Source organism: Vibrio sp. SSH13-20 (assembly GCF_040104475.1).
Lineage (GTDB): Bacteria > Pseudomonadota > Gammaproteobacteria > Enterobacterales > Vibrionaceae > Vibrio > Vibrio harveyi.
Genome location: NZ_JBECOU010000001.1, coordinates 811,106 through 832,143, shown reverse-complemented (window position 1 = coordinate 832,143; position 21,038 = coordinate 811,106). Strand labels below are relative to the sequence as shown.

At 43.8% G+C, this 21,038-nt stretch carries 16 protein-coding genes; 9 read left to right on the top strand and 7 right to left on the bottom strand.

What is annotated here, in order from left to right; all coding sequences use genetic code 11:
• The first annotated feature begins 45 nt into the window (after positions 1–45).
• Positions 46–678, top strand: coding sequence for a hypothetical protein (locus tag ABMY42_RS03645; protein ID WP_005451726.1), 633 nt, complete (start codon positions 46–48; stop codon positions 676–678).
• 197 nt (positions 679–875) lie between these two features.
• Complete coding sequence (locus tag ABMY42_RS03640) at positions 876–1,664, top strand: EAL domain-containing protein (protein WP_009696701.1); 789 nt, start codon at positions 876–878, stop codon at positions 1,662–1,664.
• Positions 1,665–1,694: 30 nt separating this feature from the next.
• Here the strand turns inward: ABMY42_RS03640 and ABMY42_RS03635 are convergent, their stop codons facing one another.
• Complete coding sequence (locus ABMY42_RS03635) at positions 1,695–2,948, bottom strand: DEAD/DEAH box helicase (RefSeq protein ID WP_017819590.1); 1,254 nt, start codon at positions 2,946–2,948, stop codon at positions 1,695–1,697.
• A 75-nt stretch (positions 2,949–3,023) separates the two neighbouring features.
• Positions 3,024–3,620, bottom strand: coding sequence for an ACP phosphodiesterase (locus ABMY42_RS03630; protein ID WP_349265993.1), 597 nt, complete (start codon positions 3,618–3,620; stop codon positions 3,024–3,026).
• 609 nt (positions 3,621–4,229) lie between these two features.
• On the opposite strand from ABMY42_RS03630, the gene ABMY42_RS03625 reads away from it, so the two are divergent.
• Both ABMY42_RS03625 and ABMY42_RS03620 read left to right on the top strand, forming a co-directional pair.
• Positions 4,230–5,660 carry a methyl-accepting chemotaxis protein gene (locus ABMY42_RS03625; RefSeq protein ID WP_009696704.1) on the top strand — a complete coding sequence of 477 codons (1,431 nt, stop codon included), beginning with the start codon at positions 4,230–4,232 and terminating at the stop codon, positions 5,658–5,660.
• A 320-nt stretch (positions 5,661–5,980) separates the two neighbouring features.
• A complete protein-coding gene (locus ABMY42_RS03620; RefSeq protein WP_074051515.1) occupies positions 5,981–6,196 on the top strand; it encodes a hypothetical protein in 216 nt (71 codons plus the stop codon).
• Here ABMY42_RS03620 and ABMY42_RS03615 read toward each other — a convergent pair.
• From ABMY42_RS03615 to ABMY42_RS03605, 3 genes are all read right to left on the bottom strand, one after another.
• Entirely contained in the window at positions 6,193–6,861 is a 669-nt protein-coding gene (locus ABMY42_RS03615; protein ID WP_026000203.1) for an HAD-IA family hydrolase, read from the bottom strand. The genes ABMY42_RS03620 and ABMY42_RS03615 overlap by 4 nt on opposite strands.
• 240 nt (positions 6,862–7,101) lie before the next feature.
• On the bottom strand, positions 7,102–8,856 hold the full coding sequence (locus tag ABMY42_RS03610; RefSeq protein WP_349265992.1) for an HD domain-containing phosphohydrolase: 1,755 nt from the start codon (positions 8,854–8,856) through the stop codon (positions 7,102–7,104).
• Positions 8,857–8,928: 72 nt separating this feature from the next.
• Positions 8,929–9,438, bottom strand: coding sequence for a hypothetical protein (locus ABMY42_RS03605; protein ID WP_009696706.1), 510 nt, complete (start codon positions 9,436–9,438; stop codon positions 8,929–8,931).
• A gap of 213 nt (positions 9,439–9,651) precedes the next feature.
• Between ABMY42_RS03605 and ABMY42_RS03600 the strand changes: the two genes are divergently transcribed.
• The 4 genes from ABMY42_RS03600 (at position 9,652) to glgC (ending at position 15,154) form a co-directional block, all read left to right on the top strand.
• A complete protein-coding gene (locus tag ABMY42_RS03600; RefSeq protein ID WP_005451711.1) occupies positions 9,652–10,125 on the top strand; it encodes a CreA family protein in 474 nt (157 codons plus the stop codon).
• A 130-nt stretch (positions 10,126–10,255) separates the two neighbouring features.
• Entirely contained in the window at positions 10,256–11,560 is a 1,305-nt protein-coding gene (locus ABMY42_RS03595; RefSeq protein ID WP_009700365.1) for an inosine/guanosine kinase, read from the top strand.
• 237 nt (positions 11,561–11,797) lie between these two features.
• Positions 11,798–13,552 carry a formate--tetrahydrofolate ligase gene (locus tag ABMY42_RS03590; RefSeq protein ID WP_349265991.1) on the top strand — a complete coding sequence of 585 codons (1,755 nt, stop codon included), beginning with the start codon at positions 11,798–11,800 and terminating at the stop codon, positions 13,550–13,552.
• 387 nt (positions 13,553–13,939) lie between these two features.
• On the top strand, positions 13,940–15,154 hold the full coding sequence (gene glgC, locus ABMY42_RS03585; protein ID WP_005451706.1) for a glucose-1-phosphate adenylyltransferase: 1,215 nt from the start codon (positions 13,940–13,942) through the stop codon (positions 15,152–15,154).
• 102 nt (positions 15,155–15,256) lie between these two features.
• Here the strand turns inward: glgC and ABMY42_RS03580 are convergent, their stop codons facing one another.
• Together ABMY42_RS03580 and ABMY42_RS03575 are read right to left on the bottom strand one after the other, a co-directional pair.
• Positions 15,257–18,421 (bottom strand): glycosyl hydrolase family 18 protein, encoded by a 3,165-nt coding sequence (locus ABMY42_RS03580; RefSeq protein WP_349265990.1) that lies wholly within the window; start codon positions 18,419–18,421, stop codon positions 15,257–15,259.
• Between the two features lie 277 nt (positions 18,422–18,698).
• Complete coding sequence (locus ABMY42_RS03575) at positions 18,699–19,580, bottom strand: AraC family transcriptional regulator (protein WP_059678394.1); 882 nt, start codon at positions 19,578–19,580, stop codon at positions 18,699–18,701.
• A 181-nt stretch (positions 19,581–19,761) separates the two neighbouring features.
• On the opposite strand from ABMY42_RS03575, the gene ABMY42_RS03570 reads away from it, so the two are divergent.
• The gene (locus ABMY42_RS03570) at positions 19,762–20,910 is read left to right on the top strand and encodes an iron-containing alcohol dehydrogenase (protein WP_005451698.1); all 1,149 of its coding nucleotides are present in this window, start codon (positions 19,762–19,764) and stop codon (positions 20,908–20,910) included.
• The last annotated feature ends 128 nt before the right edge of the window (positions 20,911–21,038 follow it).

Sequence of the window (21,038 nt, the reverse complement as noted above, 5' to 3'; positions counted from 1 at the left end):
GCTAACCTTTCGCCGTTCATATTGTTAACCGTTAAGGGATATTCTTTGCTACTCGACTTAGTCATTCAAAGTGTCAATGATTTTCAGGACGATTGTCTCAAACTGTGTGAGAAGCATTATCCTGCGGTACATAACCAAGGTATGAGTGAACACCATCTCGGTCTTGCATTTGCACGACGTATGGAGCACACATTTCGTCACTTTGGTTACAGTAGTATCATCAAACCAATTGAAGTACTTGATGCCCCAGATTTACCTCACCATTATCGCATCTCATCTGAAATTGGTACGGTCTGGGTATTAAGCCATCATATGGTCAGTGCAGGCAATTCATGCCGCGAAAACCTACTTTCTTCTATCACTGAATGGCAAAGTGAGTACGGCTATGCATTGCAGCCGAATGACTTACTATTTTTGGTGAGCGATCATTGGATCAGCCGTAGTAAAACCAGTCGAGAGTTATTACATTGGTGGATGGGTGAGCTACCTGAGCCAATTAATGAATATACCGAGCAAGGCATCACATTGTTTACCAGCGAGTCACAGCTTACCCATTCCCTAGATACGCGCTTTGGTATCAGCCCTTGCTACATTAAATTTGGACATCCTTTGCGCCGCTCAAACAAGCAACAACTGGTCAGAAAGTACCTTCAACTGTACGCGGTTTTACAGTGGTAACATCAAATTTCAACAGGTAGATTATCAGCCTATTCGCCTATTTGTTTGAGGCTGATCGATATTTCCATTCAATACAAGCTAACTCTCTTGCCTTGACCCCTTCAGCACAATTAGATTCGACTTACTGAAGTAAAACTAGATGCACAACAATCAGTTAGGCATCAGTGAAAGTATCTTGGTCTAGGTTACAAACAATAATGATGAGTATCTCGCAGCTACTGGGCTGCATTTCAAAACAATTAGATGGACAATACGTCGCACAATATAAGCAACTGACGTTGAGAAGCGTATTTCAACCCATCTATCAGAAAGATCTTTCTATCATCGGTCTTGAGGCGCTGGTACGTATCAGCAATCAAGATGGGCTCATGATTAGACCAGACCAATTCTTTCACTCAACGAGCATCCCCAGTGAAGATCAAATCAATGTTGAGCGCTTAAGTCGACTCATTCACATCAGCAATTTCGGTCAGTCCAAGTTTAGCAATAAAAAGCTGTTCTTAAATGTCTTACCAAAAGCAGCAGAGATGCTGGCAAAAGACATGTCTTATAGTAATTTGCTAAATCAATCCATCGTCGAAGCCGGCTTGCGCCGAAAGCAAATCGTCATGGAGTTAGTTGAACTTGATGCAAGTGATGAAAACTTCCTCTACAAAGCTACGAAAGAGCTCAGTGATAATGGCTATATGCTTGCCATTGATGATTACGGAATTGATGCCTCAACGATTGAGCGCGTTAGATGCGTAAAACCGAACATCATAAAAATAGATCGATCGTTGCTATTGAGGTACGAAAATGGCGACTTTTCGTGTTTGATGGAAGCACTCTCGCTAGCGAGAGATGTGAACTCAAAAACCGTTATTGAAGGAATTGAAACCGAGCATCAACTTAACTTAATGAAAAAACTCGGTTTCGATATGTATCAAGGCTACTTATTAGCGATGCCTCAAACGCTTGAAGCGTACCAAGAAGCAAAGACTGCGTAATCAAGGTTATTGATAATCGCAATCACCTTTTTATTTTCGGTTTTTTCCACGGTTTTTATGGATTGCCAGTTTTGCCTTCATCTTACGTTTTTCAGCAGAACGACTCTTACGGCGACCACCACTATTACGCTCAGGTTCAATTTCTTCTATTAAGCTTGGTTCAAAGCCTTCTAACCACTCTTGCGGTAAGCGTTGGTCAAGCAGGTTTTCAATGGCGTGCAATAGATACTCTTCATCACGACTCATCAAAGAAACCGCAAGACCAGATTTACCCGCACGTCCCGTACGACCAATACGGTGAACGTAGTCTTCCGCCTTAAATGGCATATCGAAGTTAACGACTTGCTCAAGTTGTTGAATATCTAAACCGCGAGCGGCAACATCAGTTGCAATTAACGCACGTACTTTACCTTCTTTGAACTCGTCAAGCGCACGTTGACGAGCACCTTGAGATTTATCTCCATTGATAGAGACCGCTTTAATGCCATCCAGTTTAAGCTCTTTAGCCAATTCGTCACTGCCTTGCTTAGTCTTGGTAAATACCAATACCTGCTGCCAGTTACGTGAACCAATTAAGTACGCTAGCAGTTCGCGTTTACGCTTCTTATCGACTGGGTAAACCATTTGTTTCACTGTTTCTGCCGTCGTATTTGCTGGTGATACTTCCACCTCGACCGGAGAATCCATCAATTTGTAAGCAATGGTTTTAATGCGCTTCTCAAACGTCGCTGAGAAAAGCATCGTCTGTTTCGTTTGTGGTAAACGACGAAGGATACGTTGCAGATCAGGCCAAAAACCCATATCCAACATACGATCCGCTTCATCCAAAACAAGGATGCCTGTTTTAGAAATGTTTACGTTGCCATTAAACAAATGGTCAAGTAGGCGCCCCGGTGTTGCGATAAGGATGTCTGCGCCCTCTTCAAGCTTTTTCTTTTGTACGCCAATACTCGTGCCACCGTAAACACACACTATTTTAAGATCAGTATTTGCTGAGTATTGCGTGAGGTTGTCCATCACTTGCTGAGCCAGTTCTCGAGTCGGCACGAGAATCAGTGCTTGCGGCGTGCCATTACGTTTCTGTTGCTGAACAGTCTGGATGATTGGCAAGCCAAATGCCGCTGTCTTACCTGTACCGGTTTGTGCAGCAGCAAGCAGATCTTTACCTTCCAGTACGTGTGGAATCGATTTTTCCTGAACAGGAGTCGGCGTAACAATATTCAAACCACCTAGGGTCTCAACCAACGGTTGTTCAATGCCAAGATCAGCGAAATTAACGGACATGATAAACCTCTTAATTTTTGGAGCGCAGAGTTTACCAGAGCGCCTTTGGGCATACTACCTTTAGCAGTCAATGCGTTATGAATTAATTAGCTGTTGATGATACTCAGCAGATTGACTCAACACATCTCGATACAGCGCAGCAAACTTCCCTTCCAATTGTTCATATTCATTATCCAGAACCTCAAACGTCGTCGTGAGGTCTGCCATACGCGGCGTTCTTTGCGACATCCGATGAAGGGCAAATTCGATGTTTTCTAAGTATTGATAAGACTGCAACCAACCACCACTCCACATACGACTATGTAATAACAAAAATCGTGGAGGAAGTTGTTCTGATATTTGTTCATTCACTTGAAGATAAGCATATTGAACAAAGGAATCTAAAGATTGCTCGCTAAATGAATACCAATGCTTGGCTAAACAGTGGTCCCAAAACATATCAAGAGCGATAGGCGCAAAGCGTCGTGCAACGCCAGTAAAGTGTGGTTTGCATTCTTCGACAATAGCGTGGTGATCGGTGATACGATCCACAAAACGATGGAGTTTAATACCATTGGAAATATCAGCTTGATATTGCTTGCTTGGATCTCCCTTTACGAAATCTCCAAGCAAGTTTCCCATTAAATTGCTATTACAGTGATCTGCAATATGCAGGTGGGCTAGAAAGTTCATTAGACGCTGTGAGTGGCCTTTTGGCTCGTCTTACATGAACTTAGTATAACGTCTGTAGTGACGCGGTGAGAGTACTAATTGTACTTATTCGGCTTCTTCTTCTGAGCCAATGTAGTCCGACAAGATAATACCGATTTCGAGTGCATCAAGCATCTCTAGGCATTCGTCGTTTTGGTATTGGTCGCTCATTGTGACCTCCTTTGTTTTACATCTCCTGAAGCATTCATGCTTCGATTCTACTGCCATAACTTCTTCTTTATCGATGACAGCAACTCCTTTTTATAGCCTTTATATGACACATTCATGACAGCGAAAAGTAAAGTTTTGGAAAGCTATGACAGAAATCATAAGTAAACGTTTGCGGTCAATATTCCCAAAAAACCAGACACCAATGTCAAAGCACTACCATTTCATATGCATGCAATTGTCAGATTTTAATTAGTTTTCTGTCATTAATGGATATGATGTACCGTTATAGGTAGCTTCAGATCTCATATTTTGAAATCGATTAGCCACTTGTTACATATTTTGCTGATAAGCCGCGCATATTTTGTTTCGATATAACTATAAGTTTGTTCAACACCGTTTTCATCTCAAATGGAGCTATAAATGAGAGAAGTTGAGTTTAGAACGATAGACAGGTTGTTTATCAAAATGTCTATCAACGACAAAATGTGGGTCATTTTCCTTCTGTTCCTAGTGACTTTAACTTCAGTGGCAGGCAGCCGCTATTTCAATGACATTCAACAATTTGAGCAGCAGTCGATCATTGCTGCGCAAGCTCGGCTTTCGGGTGTGGTCGAATCACAACCAGATAGCCTACGCAGCATCAATGGCGTTGTGAACGTAAGCTCGGTCAACGATGCGAAGTTTGAAAACGGTACGGTGACCGTTTATTCTTCATTAAAATCAGGTCAAGCTATTCAGCTCACTGAAAACTTATCTAGCCAATATCAACAAGCGAAGTCAGGGGCTTTAACTACGTTCCTTCTAAGCTTACTTTGGGCTGTACCGTTCGCCCTATTCTCTTATTGGGTAGCAACCTTTATTGGTGGTGCTTTGTGGGTGTTGTACACAACAACTGAAAAGATTGGCGACGGCGATTTAACGTCACGATTAGGTTTTCATCCAGGGCGCGATGAGTTCGGCACTATCGGTTGTGCGCTCGATAAGTCAATGGATACTCTGACCGAGCTAGTAAACAGCGTAAAAGATAACGCAAATACCCTAAGCGAAACATCGGCTTCCTTCGAACAAGATATGAAGCTAAGCGAAACGCAAATCGCACATCAATACCAGACATTAGATTCTGTTGCGACGGCAATGGAAGAAATGACAGCATCAGCCAAAGAAGTATCGAGTGTTTCTCAGCAAGCAACGCTTCAATCAGACCAAGATGCGCAACAGATTGAGAACAGTCGTAACCGCGTACAGAGTGTTATCACCGAAATTGAAACTTTATCGAGCTACATTGAGCAAGCGTCAGCTTCTGTTGGCAGCTTGAACGAAAATACTACGCAAATTAACGACGTTATCACCACCATCAATGCGATCTCTGAGCAAACCAACCTACTCGCACTAAATGCAGCCATTGAAGCGGCTCGCGCTGGCGAACAAGGTCGTGGCTTCGCTGTGGTTGCTGATGAGGTTCGAACACTTGCAAGTCGCACCCAACAGGCAACGGTTGAAATTCAAGCTATGATTGAGAAGCTCCAGGTCGAGAGCCAAAACATTGCTTCTATTACAGATCGTACCGTTCAACAAGCGCAAACTAGTAGCCAACTGATTGATGAAATCGGTGGTGATGTAACAGCGATTGCTGACTCAGCACGTTCACTGATGGATATGAGTATTCAAATCTCAACCTCAGCGGAAGAACAAAGCGCAGTCGCAAACGACATTGCATCTGAACTGTCAGACATTCGTTCTCAATCTAATACGATCAGAGAAGTAGCAGAACAATCAACAAGTGGGGTTGCTGCGTTAACGCAAGCGTCTGTCTCGCTTGGTGAAGTATTGAAACGCTACCGCACAGCATAATCGAAATTAAGACAAAAAGGGCTCCGAGTAAGGAGCCCTTTTTATTTATTGTGGATTTTATTGTTATACCCAAGTGACTTCAAGATGCAGGGTTCAGAGCGTTGTCATTGATTCGAGAGCAAGAAAAACAACGCAAGGTACTATGTAACCTGGATGCACTTGAGTATACAAATTTTGCTAATCAAGCATTATCTGGATATCAAATCACTTTACTTTGAAGTGAATCGAAATAATTCTCTGAACTTGATGAAAGAATGTTCAAAGGTTAGACGTTCCGCTATTCTAGATATTGCCAATAAAATTTGCTGCTGGTGAACAATATGAATAATTACAACAAAACAAAAGACACTGATGATCTTCAGTGTCCCCTATGCCAATGCGATGAATATATGATTTCATCAGATGGCGAAAAATTCACATGTGCTTCTTGTGGATTCCATACAAAAAACTTTTCATCTATCCAATGCTTGCATCAAACCCCTTTATTACAAACTAAATTCAAACACATCCATAGTTTAAGCAATGTTTGTCACTAAACTGAGCAGCCTAAGAGCTGCTCTTTTAGTTCATCAAGGTGTGAAATTTGAATAACGCGCTCATCGTTTACTAGATTAATCGGTGCGCCGTTATAAAGCTGAATGGTTCTTACGCCTGCATTTAAACCAGCTTCCACGCCTTTAGGCGTATCGTCAATGTACAAGCAATCACTAGGGAGAAAGCCCATATTCATTGCGCTGTACATAATGAGATCCGGTTCCGGCTTCCAACTGTTCGCATCAAATGCAGAAAATACTTTGCCTTTAAATGCGTCCAATAGCCCTGTCAGCTCTAGTGAATACTCAATCTTGTCTTTAGGACCATTAGAAGCAACACAATATTCAATGTTGTGCGAATCTAAAAACTGAATAAGCCGTTTTGCCCCGTCCATTGGTTGCAAATGACGCACAAATAGCTTTTGTAACTCTTCTCTATATTGCGGTTCAAGAACATCAATAGAGGCATTTACGCTCATCAACTCTTTCGCATCACGGAGAATGTCTGCCAACTTACCGCCTTTAAAATGCTCGACACACTCATCGAAGCTCATTTCAGCGCCATACTGGCTAAACACGTTCACCAATGCTTGGCAGCACAAACGTTCACTGTCTACCAAGGTCCCATCACAATCGAATATGACGCATTTAATATTGTTAATAGCCATACGCCAGTCCCCCGCCAACGAATATTACACACTCTGCTGTTCAATTAAGTTTGAACTTATTGACTTATTTATTTGTACTAAATATGTATACCCATGATAGGTAAGTTTAGAAATGTTTAAACGACAGACTTGGCATTTCGTAGAAATGAGAAAGAGCAATTAACATTTTTTTAAGCAAGATCACCGAATGAAGCGCCAAAATTAAGAAAGATGAAACTTCATTTAGCGTGGTAATTAGCATTAAACTTCGTTATCTGGGTACAAATAACGCACTTCTATAAAATCATCCAAATTATTTAACAGAAGCTGAGTCAAGACAGGGTCGAAGTGTTTGCCCTTTTCTTGCCTGAACAGCTCGACGACCTCTTCAGTTGTCCATGCGCGTTTGTAACATCGCTCGGTAAATAGAGCGTCAAAGACATCTGCAATCGCAACAATGCGCGCAAACAAGTGGATATCTTCACCTTTTAAGCCATTTGGATACCCAGTTCCATCCCAACGCTCGTGATGTTCGTGTGCGACGATGGCTGCAAGTTTGGTGATTTCACCTTCACGATTATTGAGTAACTCAAACCCTTTCGTAGTGTGACGCTTCATGATCTCCCATTCATCTGCATCCAACTTACCTTTTTTATCTAGGATGGATTCAGGTACAGAGATTTTCCCCACATCATGCATTGGACTTATGACTTCAATCATTTCCACTTCGCGATGGCTAAGACCATAAAATTCCGCCAGAGTGGCAGATAGTCTCGCGACGCGCTTTACGTGCTGCCCAGTTTCCCCAGATCGGCATTCAATCGCCTCGCCCAATATGTGAATCATTTCCTTTTGAACACTCAACGTTCGCTTTTGTAGCGTTACGATCTTTCGATTCTTTTGGTCAATGACTTTACGTTGGCGCATGGTCATAAACTGACTGACGATGACCAGAAACAACAGAATAATCAGCGCACAAGCAAACAAGAGCAATTTGATGTTTACTTGAATCGCCGGTGGTGGCGCATTAATGATGTGTGCGCTTTCAGGAATATCGTAACGGCTGATTCCGTATTTTTGGATAGCAGTAAAATCGAGAACTGCCTCGGATATCAGCTCATCATCCACTTTGGTCATGGACAACCCCAATTTCCCAGCCATCAACTCAGCAGCCTCGTAGCCGTATTGTTCAGAGCGGTTGACAAAACCACCTAAAATGCCCGGTTCTTCAAGGTACATTTCCCACAGAACAAACACAGGAGCGGCGCTTTTTGCACCAATAACATGCGCCACTTGTTGATAAGAGTGGTAATGCCCTTGCTCTGCCTCTGTATTAAAATGAGTGAGTAGAACCGCATCATTTGGGCTTATGTTCTCTAGTTGCTTTGATGCGTCATCAAGGGTTTCATCACGTAGCTCGATTAGGTTGATCTGAGGAAACTTTTTCATTTCCGCAACGACACGCTCATGAATAAGCTCAGACGTCATGCTACGATCAGCTAAGTAATAAAGGTTCTTGATTTGAGGACGTAGCTGGTTGATAAGCAGAATATTTTCGGCGACTCGGTCTTGTTCATAAAGCACGCTACCAGAAGAACTCAACGTATCAAGCGTGGCGTCCGCGTCATTTATTCCAACCGCTACGAGAGGGGTAAAACGTTCATCATTCGCAAGGTATCGCTTTGCAAACTGCAATGCGGCATCGTCAGAAATGATGACACCATCAAATTCATAGTCTTTGTATTTTAACTTAAGGTAATTGGCCATCCGTCTAAAATAGCCATCGGTATGCACTCGCTTTGCATCCAGATATTCAATCGACAGCTTTACTTCGCTGTTCGTTTGTTTGAAGCCCTCTTCTATGCCTTTTTGAATATCACTGGTCCATTGATATGAAGGCTCATAGGAGTGTAACACCAGTACTCGTTCGATTTCCCAATCAGTATTGTCAGCATTGACTACGACCGTCCCTAGGCACAACAAAAGACCCAATAAACGCGTCAAACGCTTAAACATGTTTTACCCAGCCGAGAAAAAGAAGATTTTGCACATTCTAAACATCGATTCCCTTCAGGGAACCGATATCGATCAATTTTCAATGACTATTGTTTCACTCAACTTTTGATCGTGGTTCAGCTTTTTTCCTAAATCACAGACAAACTGGCGTTTATCTAAATTTTGAGAAACCACTAAATCAGAAATAAGGGTGTTGCCTTCATATTGACTTACAATCGCGGCACCAACCGGCTCCCCTTCTTTAAATCCGACATACAACTCAAATTCTGGTGTAAGGATGATTTGGGTAAGGAACTCAACAATCATTTCTTGTTCGTGCTTGTCTGCCCAACGCTGCGATTGAAGAATTGAAAACATCACGGTAAGTCGATGAAAATCAACTAAGAATATGTCTTCTACCGATAAGTTTGACTCATTGTCTAAGAGCAACGTATTACTACTCACCTCGTAGGTTTTCTGCTCAAGCATACGATTGTAAATTTCACGACCTTCCAAACTTTCTTTAGTAGGGAATTCAACTTCTACTAAATCATGCAGCCACTCGTTTTTTCTTTTAATGCTTTCTAACTGTTGTTCGTTCATTTTCTTACCTTAAGCGCTGCTAGTTCAATTTTGGACAGCGTAAAAAAGACAGGACTTTGATTAGAAATGTAGTGCTCACCTGCTCTGGAGCGGTACATTAGCATGAAGCCTCTTACAAACCTAGCTAAACTCCTGAGGTAACGCCAAATTTTGTTTTAATCGTGTGCGTCTGATAAATTGAATCAATAAATTAGCCTATTTAAGGGATGAAAAATGAAAAAAAGCTTGCTTGCTTTAGGTTTGGTAACGGTCTTGGCTGGGTGTAGTGATAATGAAGTGGGCGACGTCTCACTAGGCATGTTCACAATGAAAGACATTAAAATTGGTCACCTACAAGATGAAGTAGTAACTGGCGTAACTTGTCATATTGCTTCTATTGAAGCGAACCTAAGTTTGTCTGATCCGAGTGACAGCTCAATCTCTTGTCGTCAAACCGGTGATATCACACCAGAAATGATTGCAAAAATAGACAAGAGCAAGTCAGGGGAAGTGGTATTCAAAAAATCGAAAAGTATCTTCTTTAAAACGATGAAAGTGCGTCGAATCTACGATCCAGAGAATCAAACGTTACTTTACTTATCATACACCACGAAAGAGACCGAAGGCAGCTTCAAACATAGCTTGTCAACGGTGCCATTATGGGGCACGAAAGCTTACGTCGAACCGACTGTAACTCCTACAAATTAACCCCAAATCGCTGCTAAAAACACCAGCCCGCTGCATTTTTCAGCGGGCGAATTTCTTTGTAATAAAACACAACGATTTTCAAAATTTTGTGATACAATCCCGCCTCTTTTTTTCTCACTCAAGAACAAGCATGAAGTTTCCTGGACAGCGTAAATCTAAACACTACTTCCCAACTCACGCTCGAGATCCATTAGTCAACCAAATTCGACAGGCGCCTAAGCTGTACCGCCCTACGATTGTCGGCGTTGGTCAAACCATCGTAGATATCGAAGCGCGCGTAGACGATGCGTTTTTAGAAAAATACAACCTTAGCAAAGGTCATTCTCTCGTTCTTGAAGAGAGCAAAGCAGACGCACTATATGAAGAGTTAGTAGAGCAAGGTCTGATTACTCATCAATACCCAGGCGACACTATCGGTAACACTCTGCACAACTACTCTGTATTGGCAGACAGCAAATCTGTACTACTTGGTGTTATGTCTAAGAACATTCAAGTCGGTTCTTTCGCATACCGTTACCTGTGCCGCACCTCTTCACGCATGAACCTTAACCACCTGCAAACTGTAGATGGTCCTATTGGTCGCTGCTACACCCTAATTTCTCAAGATGGTGAACGTACTTTCGCAATTAACGAAGGTCACATGAACCAACTAGCTCCTGACAGCATTCCTGAAGAGGTGTTTGAAAAAGCCTCTGCTCTTGTCGTTTCATCTTACCTAATGCGCGGTAAAGAAGATGACCCAATGCCAAAAGCCGTTCAAAAAGCGATCGACTTTGCTAAGAAGCACGACGTCCCTGTTGTACTAACGCTGGGTACAAAATACGTGATCGAAGGCAACGCTGAGTGGTGGCAAGAGTACATTCGAGACAACGTATCTGTTGTTGCAATGAACGAGGAAGAAGGCGCTGCGCTTACTGGAGAAACTGATCCACTTGCTGCCGCAGACAAAGCACTCGAGTGGGTAGACCTTGTTTTGTGTACTGCTGGTCCTGATGGTCTATACATGGCTGGTTACACCGAAGAACAAGTGAAACGCGAAACAACGCACGATATCCTTGAAGGCTCAATTGATGAGTTCAACAAGTTCGAATTTAGCCGTGCTATGCGCAAAGAAGACTGTAAACAGCCGATGAAAGTGTACTCTCATATTGGTCCTTACCTAGGTGGACCACTTGAGATTAAGAATACCAACGGTGCTGGTGATGCCGCGCTATCTGCTCTTCTGCACGACATGGCTGCCAACTCTTTCCACCAGAAAGAAGTTCCTAACTCAGAAAAACACGAAGTACGTTGTCTGACTTACTCTTCGCTATCTCAAATTTGTAAGTATGCTAACCGTGTAAGTTACGAAGTGCTAACCCAACACTCTCCTCGCCTATCCCGTGCTCTACCAGAGCGTGAAGATAGCCTAGAAGAAACCTACTGGGATCGCTAAGAACCAAGCACTTAGAGCGAAAAATATGCGAAGGTCACCGTTTGGTGACCTTTTTGTTTTGATCTAGCGCAGTATTTAGTGTTTTTTGTTATTATGTAGCACGCTAAGGCGCACGAACTGCTTTACACCTCTTATTTTACCAGTATTATTCTCGCGCAAACGTTTGCGCAACAGCAATACAGTCTTTCGATTGCTTGATGTTGAACGCCACGTGTTAGCCATTTTTTTGGAGTATCCATGCAGTCTGATATTGAAATTTGCCGAAACACACCTTTGTCTTCTATCGCTACTGTCGCAGCAAATGCAGGTCTTTTGCCGCACGAATTTGATACACACGGAAAACACAAAGCTAAAGTTCATCCCCAATGTCTTGAGCGCCTCAATACAAATACAAATCAAGACGGAAAGTTAGTGTTGGTCACTGCGATTACCCCTACTCCTTTGGGTGAAGGTAAGACCGTTACAACAATCGGCTTATCTCAAGGGCTATCTAAAATCAATCAATCGGTCATGGCATGTATTCGTCAACCGTCAATGGGTCCAGTATTTGGCGTTAAAGGTGGGGCTGCTGGCGGCGGTTACTCTCAAGTTGCACCAATGGAGGAGCTAAACCTGCACCTCACTGGTGATATCCACGCGGTTACCGCAGCGCATAACCTTGCGTCCGCCGCGCTTGACGCTCGTCTCTATCACGAGCAACGAGAAGGCTACGCGGCGTTCGAGGCACGAACTGGACTAAAAGCACTTAAAATCGATGTTGACCGAATCACGTGGAAACGTGTAATGGACCACAACGATCGTGCACTACGCATGGTGAAGATTGGTCTGAATGAAGAAGGCAAGACCATTAACGGTTTTGAACGTAGTGAAGGTTTTGATATCTCCGCAGCCTCTGAGCTTATGGCTATCCTTGCCCTAGCAAAAGATCTTAAAGACTTACGTAAGCGTATTGGGCGTATTGTCGTGGCATACGATATCGAGGGACAACCGGTTACCACAGAAGACTTGCAAGTCGCAGGTGCAATGGCTGTCACACTCAAAGAGACAATAGCTCCAACATTAATGCAGACTCTAGAAGGTGTGCCAACCCTTATTCATGCAGGTCCATTTGCTAATATCGCTCACGGTAATTCCTCTATCATTGCAGACGAAATTGCTCTTAAACTATCAAGTTACGTTGTCACTGAGGCAGGTTTTGGTTCAGACATGGGGTTCGAAAAAGCTTGTAATATAAAAGCGGCGGCGGCTGGTCGAGCTCCTGATTGTGTTGTGATTGTTGCGACATTACGCGGCCTAAAAGCAAACTCCGGTCACTACGATTTGCGTCCGGGCATGGCTATTCCGGATTCGATTTTCAACCCCGATCAAGCGGCATTAGAAGCAGGGTTTGAAAACCTGAAATGGCACATCAATAATGTTCATAAATACGGTATTCCTGCTGTCGTTGCGATCAACCAATTTCCGCAAGATTCTGTAGAAGAGCTGTCTGAATTAGAGTCTTTAATAGAACGCTTTAATCCTGAAGTAAAAGTTGCCATCAGCACCGCATTTGCAAAAGGCGGTGACGGTGCCGTTGAGCTTGCTAAGCATGTTGTTGAAGCATGCGAGAATCCATCGGAGTTCACCCCTCTTTACACGAAAGAGCAATCATTGAAAGAAAAGCTGATGGCGGTCTGTGAAGCTGGTTATGGTGCATCAAATATCGAGATGAGTGATCTAGCAAAACAGCAGCTCAAGCACTTTGAAACGCTTGGCTTTGACGGCTTAGCTGTGTGCATTGCTAAAACGCCGTTGTCGCTCAGTACTGATTCAGCAATTAAAGGCGCACCTAGTGGCTTTAACGTTCCGATTCGTGAACTTCGCTTGTGTGCCGGAGCAGGCTTTGTATACGCACTTTCAGGAAACGTCATGACCATGCCAGGGCTACCAGACAAACCTGCATTTATGAACTTAGACCTTGATGATCAAGGTAACATCATCGGTCTGTCATAACCTCACTGCTGTTTTCTACAATGGACAGGAGCCTTTGAGCTCCTGTTTTAATTTCTGCTCGTCCCCCGTTACCTCATTGTTTTAACGCCGCTTTACATTGTAAATCGGGTTATAGACAACCTTTGGTCACTCCGGTCTCACCAATTTAGTGCACGACATATTTCCCCACTCCCTAATATAGTGCAAAGTTAACGCTTCATTTATCAAAATGTATTGATTTCATTGATAAAATTCTATGGCTCGAATCTTGTACTAGGGTATATAACAAAACGATTTCTAAAAAACAAAGGACACTCACTGTGCACATCGAATAGCAATCAGCAGTTGGCTAACTCCTCAGGCTTTAGAGCGCTTTCGAGGCACGTAAGATAAGGGAAAGGGAAGATTATGCAAGATGCACTCGCGGTAATTTTAGCCGGTGGTATGGGGTCAAGGTTAAGCCCTCTCACCGATGATAGAGCCAAGCCAGCGGTTCCTTTTGGCGGTAAGTATCGTATCATTGATTTCACGCTAACTAACTGTCTTCATTCAGGTTTACGCAAGATATTGGTTCTCACTCAATACAAATCACATTCACTACAGAAACACTTGCGAGATGGTTGGTCCATCTTTAATCCCGAACTTGGTGAGTACATAACGGCAGTTCCACCTCAAATGCGCAAAGGTGGTGCATGGTACGAAGGTACAGCCGATGCGATCTACCACAATATGTGGCTACTTTCGCGAAACGATGCAAAGTACGTCGTCGTTCTTTCTGGTGACCATATCTACCGCATGGATTACGCAGCGATGCTCGAAGAGCATAAAGAAAACGGTGCGAAGTTAACGGTCGCTTGTATGGATGTTCCTGTTGAAGATGCAACCGCCTTTGGGGTCATGGGCATCAAAGAGAATGGTTTGGTCGAATCTTTCGTCGAAAAACCAGAAAACCCACCTACTCTGCCAGATGATCCAACTCAAAGCTTGGCTTCTATGGGTATCTATATTTTTGATATGGACGTACTACAAGACGCTCTTGAAGAAGATGCGAAACTCGACGATTCCAACCATGACTTTGGCAAAGACATCATCCCAAAGCTCATCGATACTCAATCCGTTTACGCTTATAAATTCTGTGGCAGTAAAGGTCGTGTAGACAAAGATTGCTACTGGCGCGATGTAGGTACAATTGACTCTTTCTATGAAGCCAATATGGACCTTTTAGAACCCGTACCACCAATGAATTTGTATCAGCCTAACTGGGCGATTCGCACTTATGAAGCGCAATTTCCACCAGCAAGAACCGTTTCATCAGCCACAGGTAATGAAGGTATTTTTATAAACTCAATCATCGCCAATGGCGTTATCAATTCGGGAGGGTCTGTTCAGCACTCAGTGATCGCATCAAATGTGCGCATTCATGATAGTGCAACTGTCGTAGATAGCATTATTTTTGATGATGTCGAAGTTGGAGAAGGCTGTCAGTTGGTGAGTTGTATTATCGACAAGCACGTTCGAATTCCCCCTCATACTCAAATTGGAATAAACAAAATTGAAGACGCAAAGCGATTCCATGTTTCTGAAAAAGGCATCGTAGTTATTCCGGAAGGTTACCAGTTCTAGCTTTTTTGCTCTCATGTAATCATCAATAGAGAAAAACCAAGCTCACCAAATAAAAAAGCGCGCGATGTAAATCGCGCGCTTTTGTCATCCACTCAAATTGGATTAGATATTACATACTGTTGACCAGCTACCATCACTACCCGGCTCTGATGCAGTCCACCAGTTTGCTTGGTATACCACACCATTGTGAATCACTTTGTCACCTTGGTTAGCGTGGCTTGGGTTACCTTGCCAATCAGTTTGTGGCAGATCTGGGTAAGTAACTAACCCTGCAGTGTCACAAGTACCAGGCTCAGTACCGCCACCACCACCGGTGCCAGAGTTTAAGTCACCAATTGGTAGATCTGGTTGCTCAAACTTAAACGCAAACTCTTTACCGCCAGAAATTACGGTGTAATTAGCAGGACCAGAGATTGGTAGGTAGTAAACCATATCGAGCTCGTAAGTACCGCCTGCTGGTAAGTCTTTCCATGCAGGTAGAGAGAAAGATACGCGATGCATAACACCATCTAGACCACCGATGTTGTTTGCACGAGTGTGACCAGAAGCAATCACACTTAGACCACCACCAGATTGATCTTTCGCGTTATCCGGTGCTGATACAGGAATATCAAACTGGAATTCTGTACCACCAGGAATCGCTTGACCAGTGTTGTTCGTAAACGTGATCTTAGGATTGATTGGGTAGTTTTGGTCACCAACTTTAAAGCCACCAACGCTAACAGCGATGTCTACTGCTTCTGTTGGAATCGGACCTGTCGCGATCTTGTTTCCGTAAGGTGTTGCAGACTTAAACTTATCGTAAATCGCCTTGGTCATCGTGTTACCCATGTGGTATTCACCATTACCTGCAGCACACGCTTGTTCAGTTGCATCTATCGTTGTACGGTTGCCGTTCGCATCTAGGACGTAACAGTTGTAGTCACCCGCAAGCTCCCAGAACATGATACCGCCGATCTCTTTATCGATAACGTAGTCCGCTTTCACTTCAACAGACGCTTTATCTTCTGTTGAAAGGAATACGCTCTTCTCTGCGTTCCATAGCCATGGAGCTACCGCAACATCATCATAGTTACGCGTGTAGGTACCAACCAATTGGTCTGAAGGGTCGTTAACTGGATCTAGACCATACGCTTGAGCATAGGAACCCCAAATGCCTTTCTCTAGGTTCTTCGCGTGCCACATTGGGTTAGAACCTGCGCCCATTTCGTTGCCTTTAGGGTCAGTATCGTGCCACATGTTATCGATACCTAGAGCACCGTGACCACAGTTGTTCTTCTCACCTTCACCTGTACCAGGCGCACATTCAGACTGGTTTGGTAATGCTGCACGACCCCAAAGGCCGTTTTCACCACCTGTCACACCTTGCCAACCACGAGTATAGTAAGGAACACCAATGTTAATACGACCAGCCGGCATTGAACCGCGGAAGTAATGGTATGCCCAATCCGTGTTCAAGTAGCCGATACCACCGTAAGCCGCAGTGCCATATACATTCCACTGTGCTAGCTCAGAGTCTTTACCTGTATCGAACAGTGCCGCGTTATGACCAACGTGGTCGTTCCAAGCACCGTGTAAGTCGTAAGACATGATGTTTACGTAATCTAGGTACTTAGTAACGTCGAAGGTTTCCATACCACGTAGCAAGTAACCTGAAGAAGGCGCTGCAATCGTTAGCATGTAGTGATGACCATCTTGTGCTGATGCTGCATCCAATTTCTCACGAAGCACTTTCATAAGTTCTTGGTAAGACGCCCACAAGTATGGACGACGTGGTTCCATGAAGTCTTTATCGTAAGGATTACCCGCTCCTGCCATAGAAGTTGGGTACTCGTAGTCAATGTCTAGACCATCGAACTTGTATGTACGCATCATTTCAACAGCAGATGTCGCAAACTTCTCGATACCCGCATGGTTGATTGAACCGTCTGCGTTAGTCGTCATCGTGTAGAAGCCACCGTCAGCAACACGGTTACCGTCTGCACCGAAGTGACCACCCGTTTCAGCCCAACCACCAATAGAAATCAAAGTCTTAACATCGTGTTTCTGTTTGTAAGTCGCTAATGCACCAAAATGACCTTTAAAGCCTAGCGCTGGATCTACTTCAACACCCGGCCACGTTTTGCCCGTCGCAGGGTTAGTTGGATCATTCACATCACCAACATTAACTTTGCCGTCAGAGCCGATGCTCACGAACGCGTAGTTGATGTGAGTTAGTTGATCCCAAGGGATGTCTTTAACTAGATATGCTGCTTGTGGGTCATCACCACTACGCCAGCTAGTAAAGTAACCGATGACACGACGTGGGTGATCGGCACCCATTTTTTCACGACCTTCTTCGTCGTAAATAGTACAGTAAGGTACATCTAGACCCGTTGTTTGGTACAGACCGTCAGGACGACAGTTCGACGCCACTGCGCCACCATTAACGGTCAAGGAAACAAGTGAAGAATCTGTTGTTGCGCCAGCATCGTCAGTTGCTTTCGCGTAAACAGATACGCTACCCGCTTGTGCAGGCATAAAGTCAACGGCATAAGGTGCTGCTGTTGCGGTGCCGATCAACGCACCCGCAGCGAAGAACTCAACTTTATCGACTGTGCCATCTGCATCAGCAGCATTCGCAGTTACCGTGACTGAGCCACCAAGTTCGATAGAAGTTGCAGATAGTGCAACATCAACAGTTGGCGCTTCGTTGCCTGGCTGACCTGCATTTACATTAAGAGTGACAGCACTAACCGCACTCACTGCATTTTTGTCATCATACGCTTTGGTAGAGAACTCGTGAGCACCTTCAGTTGCCGTCCATGAAGCCGTGAAAGGCGCTGCTGTTGCAGTGCCAACCAGCGCACTATCAACAAAGAACTCAACTTTACTGATTGTGCCGTCAGTATCTACGGCATCCGCAGCTAAGTTAACCACGTCACCGGCGGTGATCGAAGCCGACGCAGAAGGTGATGTTAACGTAACCGTCGGTACTTCATTCACAGGTGGATCGACAGGTCCCGTATCACCACATGCGCCTAGGTTTTCCCATTCACCCCACTGACCTGATTGCGCAGGGTTGTTGTTTTGGGTCCAATAACGCGCTTTGTAAGCGTTGTTTTCGTGTTGAACTTGGTCACCGCCATTGTAAACCTTTGACAAATCCCAAACTTCTAGAGGGGCACAATCAACCGCCGCATAGCTGTTGAAAGCCATTAGACAAGATGCAGTTAACGTACTGAGTGTAAATACACTCTTCACTGCTTTCCCGTTTCTAAGGTGCATATTGCTCTTCCTTAAGTTATTGTTAATACAATACAAAATACGCTTAACTACCGCGCACTATTACTTTTGTTTCGACGTAAAATAACTTAAGTACAACTACAGAGTTTCACACTATATATTTATAAATTTTCAGCAACACCTCTCAAGAATCCACTAAAACGTTGCAACAAAAGACATCTTATTTTGCACCAATAACTAATTTTATTACTCAAATAAATATGTCGATCGCAATTTATTAAAAAAGACGAAAAAAGTCGTAATTTTGAAATAAAGATCACTAAGCCTTTGTTGATCTTGGAGTTTCGTTAAAGTGGCGCTTGTACTCTCGACTGAACTGTGATGGGCTACTGTAACCAACTAAACGTGCTGCATCGTTTACCCGTCTTCCTTCTAACTGAATTAATTCGCGTGCTTTATTTAAGCGAACCTTTTTGATGTATTGCAGAGGTGATTCAAGCGTTACGCTTCGAAAGGCTTGATGAAACGCTGAAACACTCATGTTCGCTTCTTCAGCTAGCGTCTGAACATTCAGTTGTTCATGGTACTCTTGATGAACGCGGTTAAGCGCTTTCGCCACGCGCGCATATGACCCTTCTTGATGTGCTAATTCGAACAAAACATGCCCTGACTCACTCACTAATGTTCGATAGACAATCTCTTCCAGTAACATGTCGCCAAGCATTGCAACTTCAAGATCATCGCACAAAGCCGTCATCAAACGTTTACACGCATCCAGCATCTGCTCATTCATTCGAACTGACTTCAAACCACAACGGGTCTCGTCTTCACATACATTACTAAAGCGTTGCGATTCCAGTTTCTTTACCAGCTTTTGCAGCATCGCAGGCGAGATATCAATTGAAATCCCGAGCAACGGCTCATTATCGACGGCAATGGCTTCACATTCTAAAGGCATAGGAACTCCAACCACCAAATAGTCATCTGGTCCATAGCGAACTGGCGTCTGACCGATATGGATGTTCTTGTGTCCCTGCCCAAGAACAATGATTCCAGATTGATAAACAAAAGGTTGGCGGTTGTTACCTTTGCTACTGCGATAAAACCACACGCCGTCAATAGCGGTTTCTTTAATGCCTTCTAATTTATCCAAATCAAATTTAGTGGCGTACTGTTGCATGATCTGAGCAAGTGTCTTCATTGTGTCACTCCAATAACTTTCCACGCACTATACTTGGAGTTCTGTTTACAGTTCCAGCACAACGAACACACATTTGTAGAAATAGGCAAAAAAATTACAGAAATCGACCTACTAAGGCGCATCAACGCGTACTAATATGCATGTATTCACTCTCCTCACAATGGAAGCAAGAGGTCTAATAATGAACTTTTCATACGTCAACCCAACTCAAATCTTCTTCGGACAAGGTCAAATCGCCGCAATTACAAACGCGATCCCTACCGGTCAAAAAGTACTTGTCATTTATGGTGGCGGTTCAATTAAGAAGAACGGTGTTTACGACCAAGTCGCGCAAGCTCTAGAAGGCCGCGAGTGGCTTGAGTTCTCAGGTGTAGAGCCAAACCCAACCAAAGAAACGCTAGATAAAGCCGTTGCAATCGTAAAAGAACAAAACGTTGATTTTATCCTTGCCGTAGGTGGTGGTTCGGTTATTGATGGTTCTAAGTACGTTGCAGCATCGGCAAAATACGACGGTGATGGCTGGGACATCATGGTTGGCAAACATCAAGTGACAGAAGCGACACCACTAGCCGCGATTTTGACACTTCCAGCTACTGGCTCAGAATCAAACATGGGCGCAGTTATCACCAAAAAGGAAACTCAAGATAAATTGGCGTTTCTTGCTCCTGCCGTGCAGCCTAAATTTGCGGTCCTTGATCCTGATGTAATGAAAACACTCCCAGAGCGTCAGTTGATCAACGGTGTCGTAGATGCATGGGTACACGTTTGTGAGCAGTACCTAACACTGCCTACTGGTGCAATGGTTCAAGACGGCTATGCAGAAGCACTACTGAAAAACCTAAAAGTTCTGGGCGAACAGTTTGAAGAACGTGACAACGACCAATGGCGCGCAAACCTGATGTGGACAGCAAACCAAGCACTCAACGGTCTAATTGGTAGTGGTGTTCCACAAGATTGGGCAACGCATATGATCGGTCACGAACTTACAGCATTGTGGCATGTTGACCACGCTCGTTCACTTGCAATCATTCAACCATCCCTACTTCGCAACCAAATGCAATTTAAGCGTCCTAAGCTTGAGCAAATGGGTCGCAACGTATTTGGTTTGTCTGATGGTGATGATTTGGCAGAGCGCACGATCCAAGCGATCGAAGCTTTCTACCACCAACTAGGTGTAGCAACACAATTAGAAGGTTACGGTGATGACCGCGAAGCAGCAATTGACTCAGTGATCGCACAACTGAGCAAACATGGCATGACTGTTCTTGGTGAAAACCAAGCAATCGATCTTGAAAGCAGCCGCCAGATTCTTGACCTAGCAGTCGCTTAACGACTCAATCTATCAAAATACTGCCTTTTTTAACGGTATTGTGTCCTCGTAGACACAATACCGTTTTTTTATGTTAATTTAGCCGAACACTGACAATGCAATAAATATTGAACTTTTCTGCTAGAAAA

Bases quoted from the DNA above. Each gene is read 5' to 3' on its own strand.
- ABMY42_RS03590 (WP_349265991.1), top strand. From the start codon at position 11,798: ATGCAGTCTGATATTGAAATTTGCCGAAACACACCTTTGTCTTCTATC.
- ABMY42_RS03620 (WP_074051515.1), top strand. From the start codon at position 5,981: ATGAATAATTACAACAAAACAAAAGACACTGATGATCTTCAGTGTCCC.
- ABMY42_RS03605 (WP_009696706.1), bottom strand. From the start codon at position 9,438: ATGAACGAACAACAGTTAGAAAGCATTAAAAGAAAAAACGAGTGGCTG.
- ABMY42_RS03570 (WP_005451698.1), top strand. From the start codon at position 19,762: ATGAACTTTTCATACGTCAACCCAACTCAAATCTTCTTCGGACAAGGT.
- ABMY42_RS03575 (WP_059678394.1), bottom strand. From the start codon at position 19,580: ATGAAGACACTTGCTCAGATCATGCAACAGTACGCCACTAAATTTGAT.
- ABMY42_RS03580 (WP_349265990.1), bottom strand. From the start codon at position 18,421: ATGCACCTTAGAAACGGGAAAGCAGTGAAGAGTGTATTTACACTCAGT.
- ABMY42_RS03600 (WP_005451711.1), top strand. From the start codon at position 9,652: ATGAAAAAAAGCTTGCTTGCTTTAGGTTTGGTAACGGTCTTGGCTGGG.
- ABMY42_RS03640 (WP_009696701.1), top strand. From the start codon at position 876: ATGATGAGTATCTCGCAGCTACTGGGCTGCATTTCAAAACAATTAGAT.
- ABMY42_RS03630 (WP_349265993.1), bottom strand. From the start codon at position 3,620: ATGAACTTTCTAGCCCACCTGCATATTGCAGATCACTGTAATAGCAAT.
- ABMY42_RS03595 (WP_009700365.1), top strand. From the start codon at position 10,256: ATGAAGTTTCCTGGACAGCGTAAATCTAAACACTACTTCCCAACTCAC.
- ABMY42_RS03615 (WP_026000203.1), bottom strand. From the start codon at position 6,861: ATGGCTATTAACAATATTAAATGCGTCATATTCGATTGTGATGGGACC.
- glgC (WP_005451706.1), top strand. From the start codon at position 13,940: ATGCAAGATGCACTCGCGGTAATTTTAGCCGGTGGTATGGGGTCAAGG.
- ABMY42_RS03610 (WP_349265992.1), bottom strand. From the start codon at position 8,856: ATGTTTAAGCGTTTGACGCGTTTATTGGGTCTTTTGTTGTGCCTAGGG.
- ABMY42_RS03635 (WP_017819590.1), bottom strand. From the start codon at position 2,948: ATGTCCGTTAATTTCGCTGATCTTGGCATTGAACAACCGTTGGTTGAG.
- ABMY42_RS03625 (WP_009696704.1), top strand. From the start codon at position 4,230: ATGAGAGAAGTTGAGTTTAGAACGATAGACAGGTTGTTTATCAAAATG.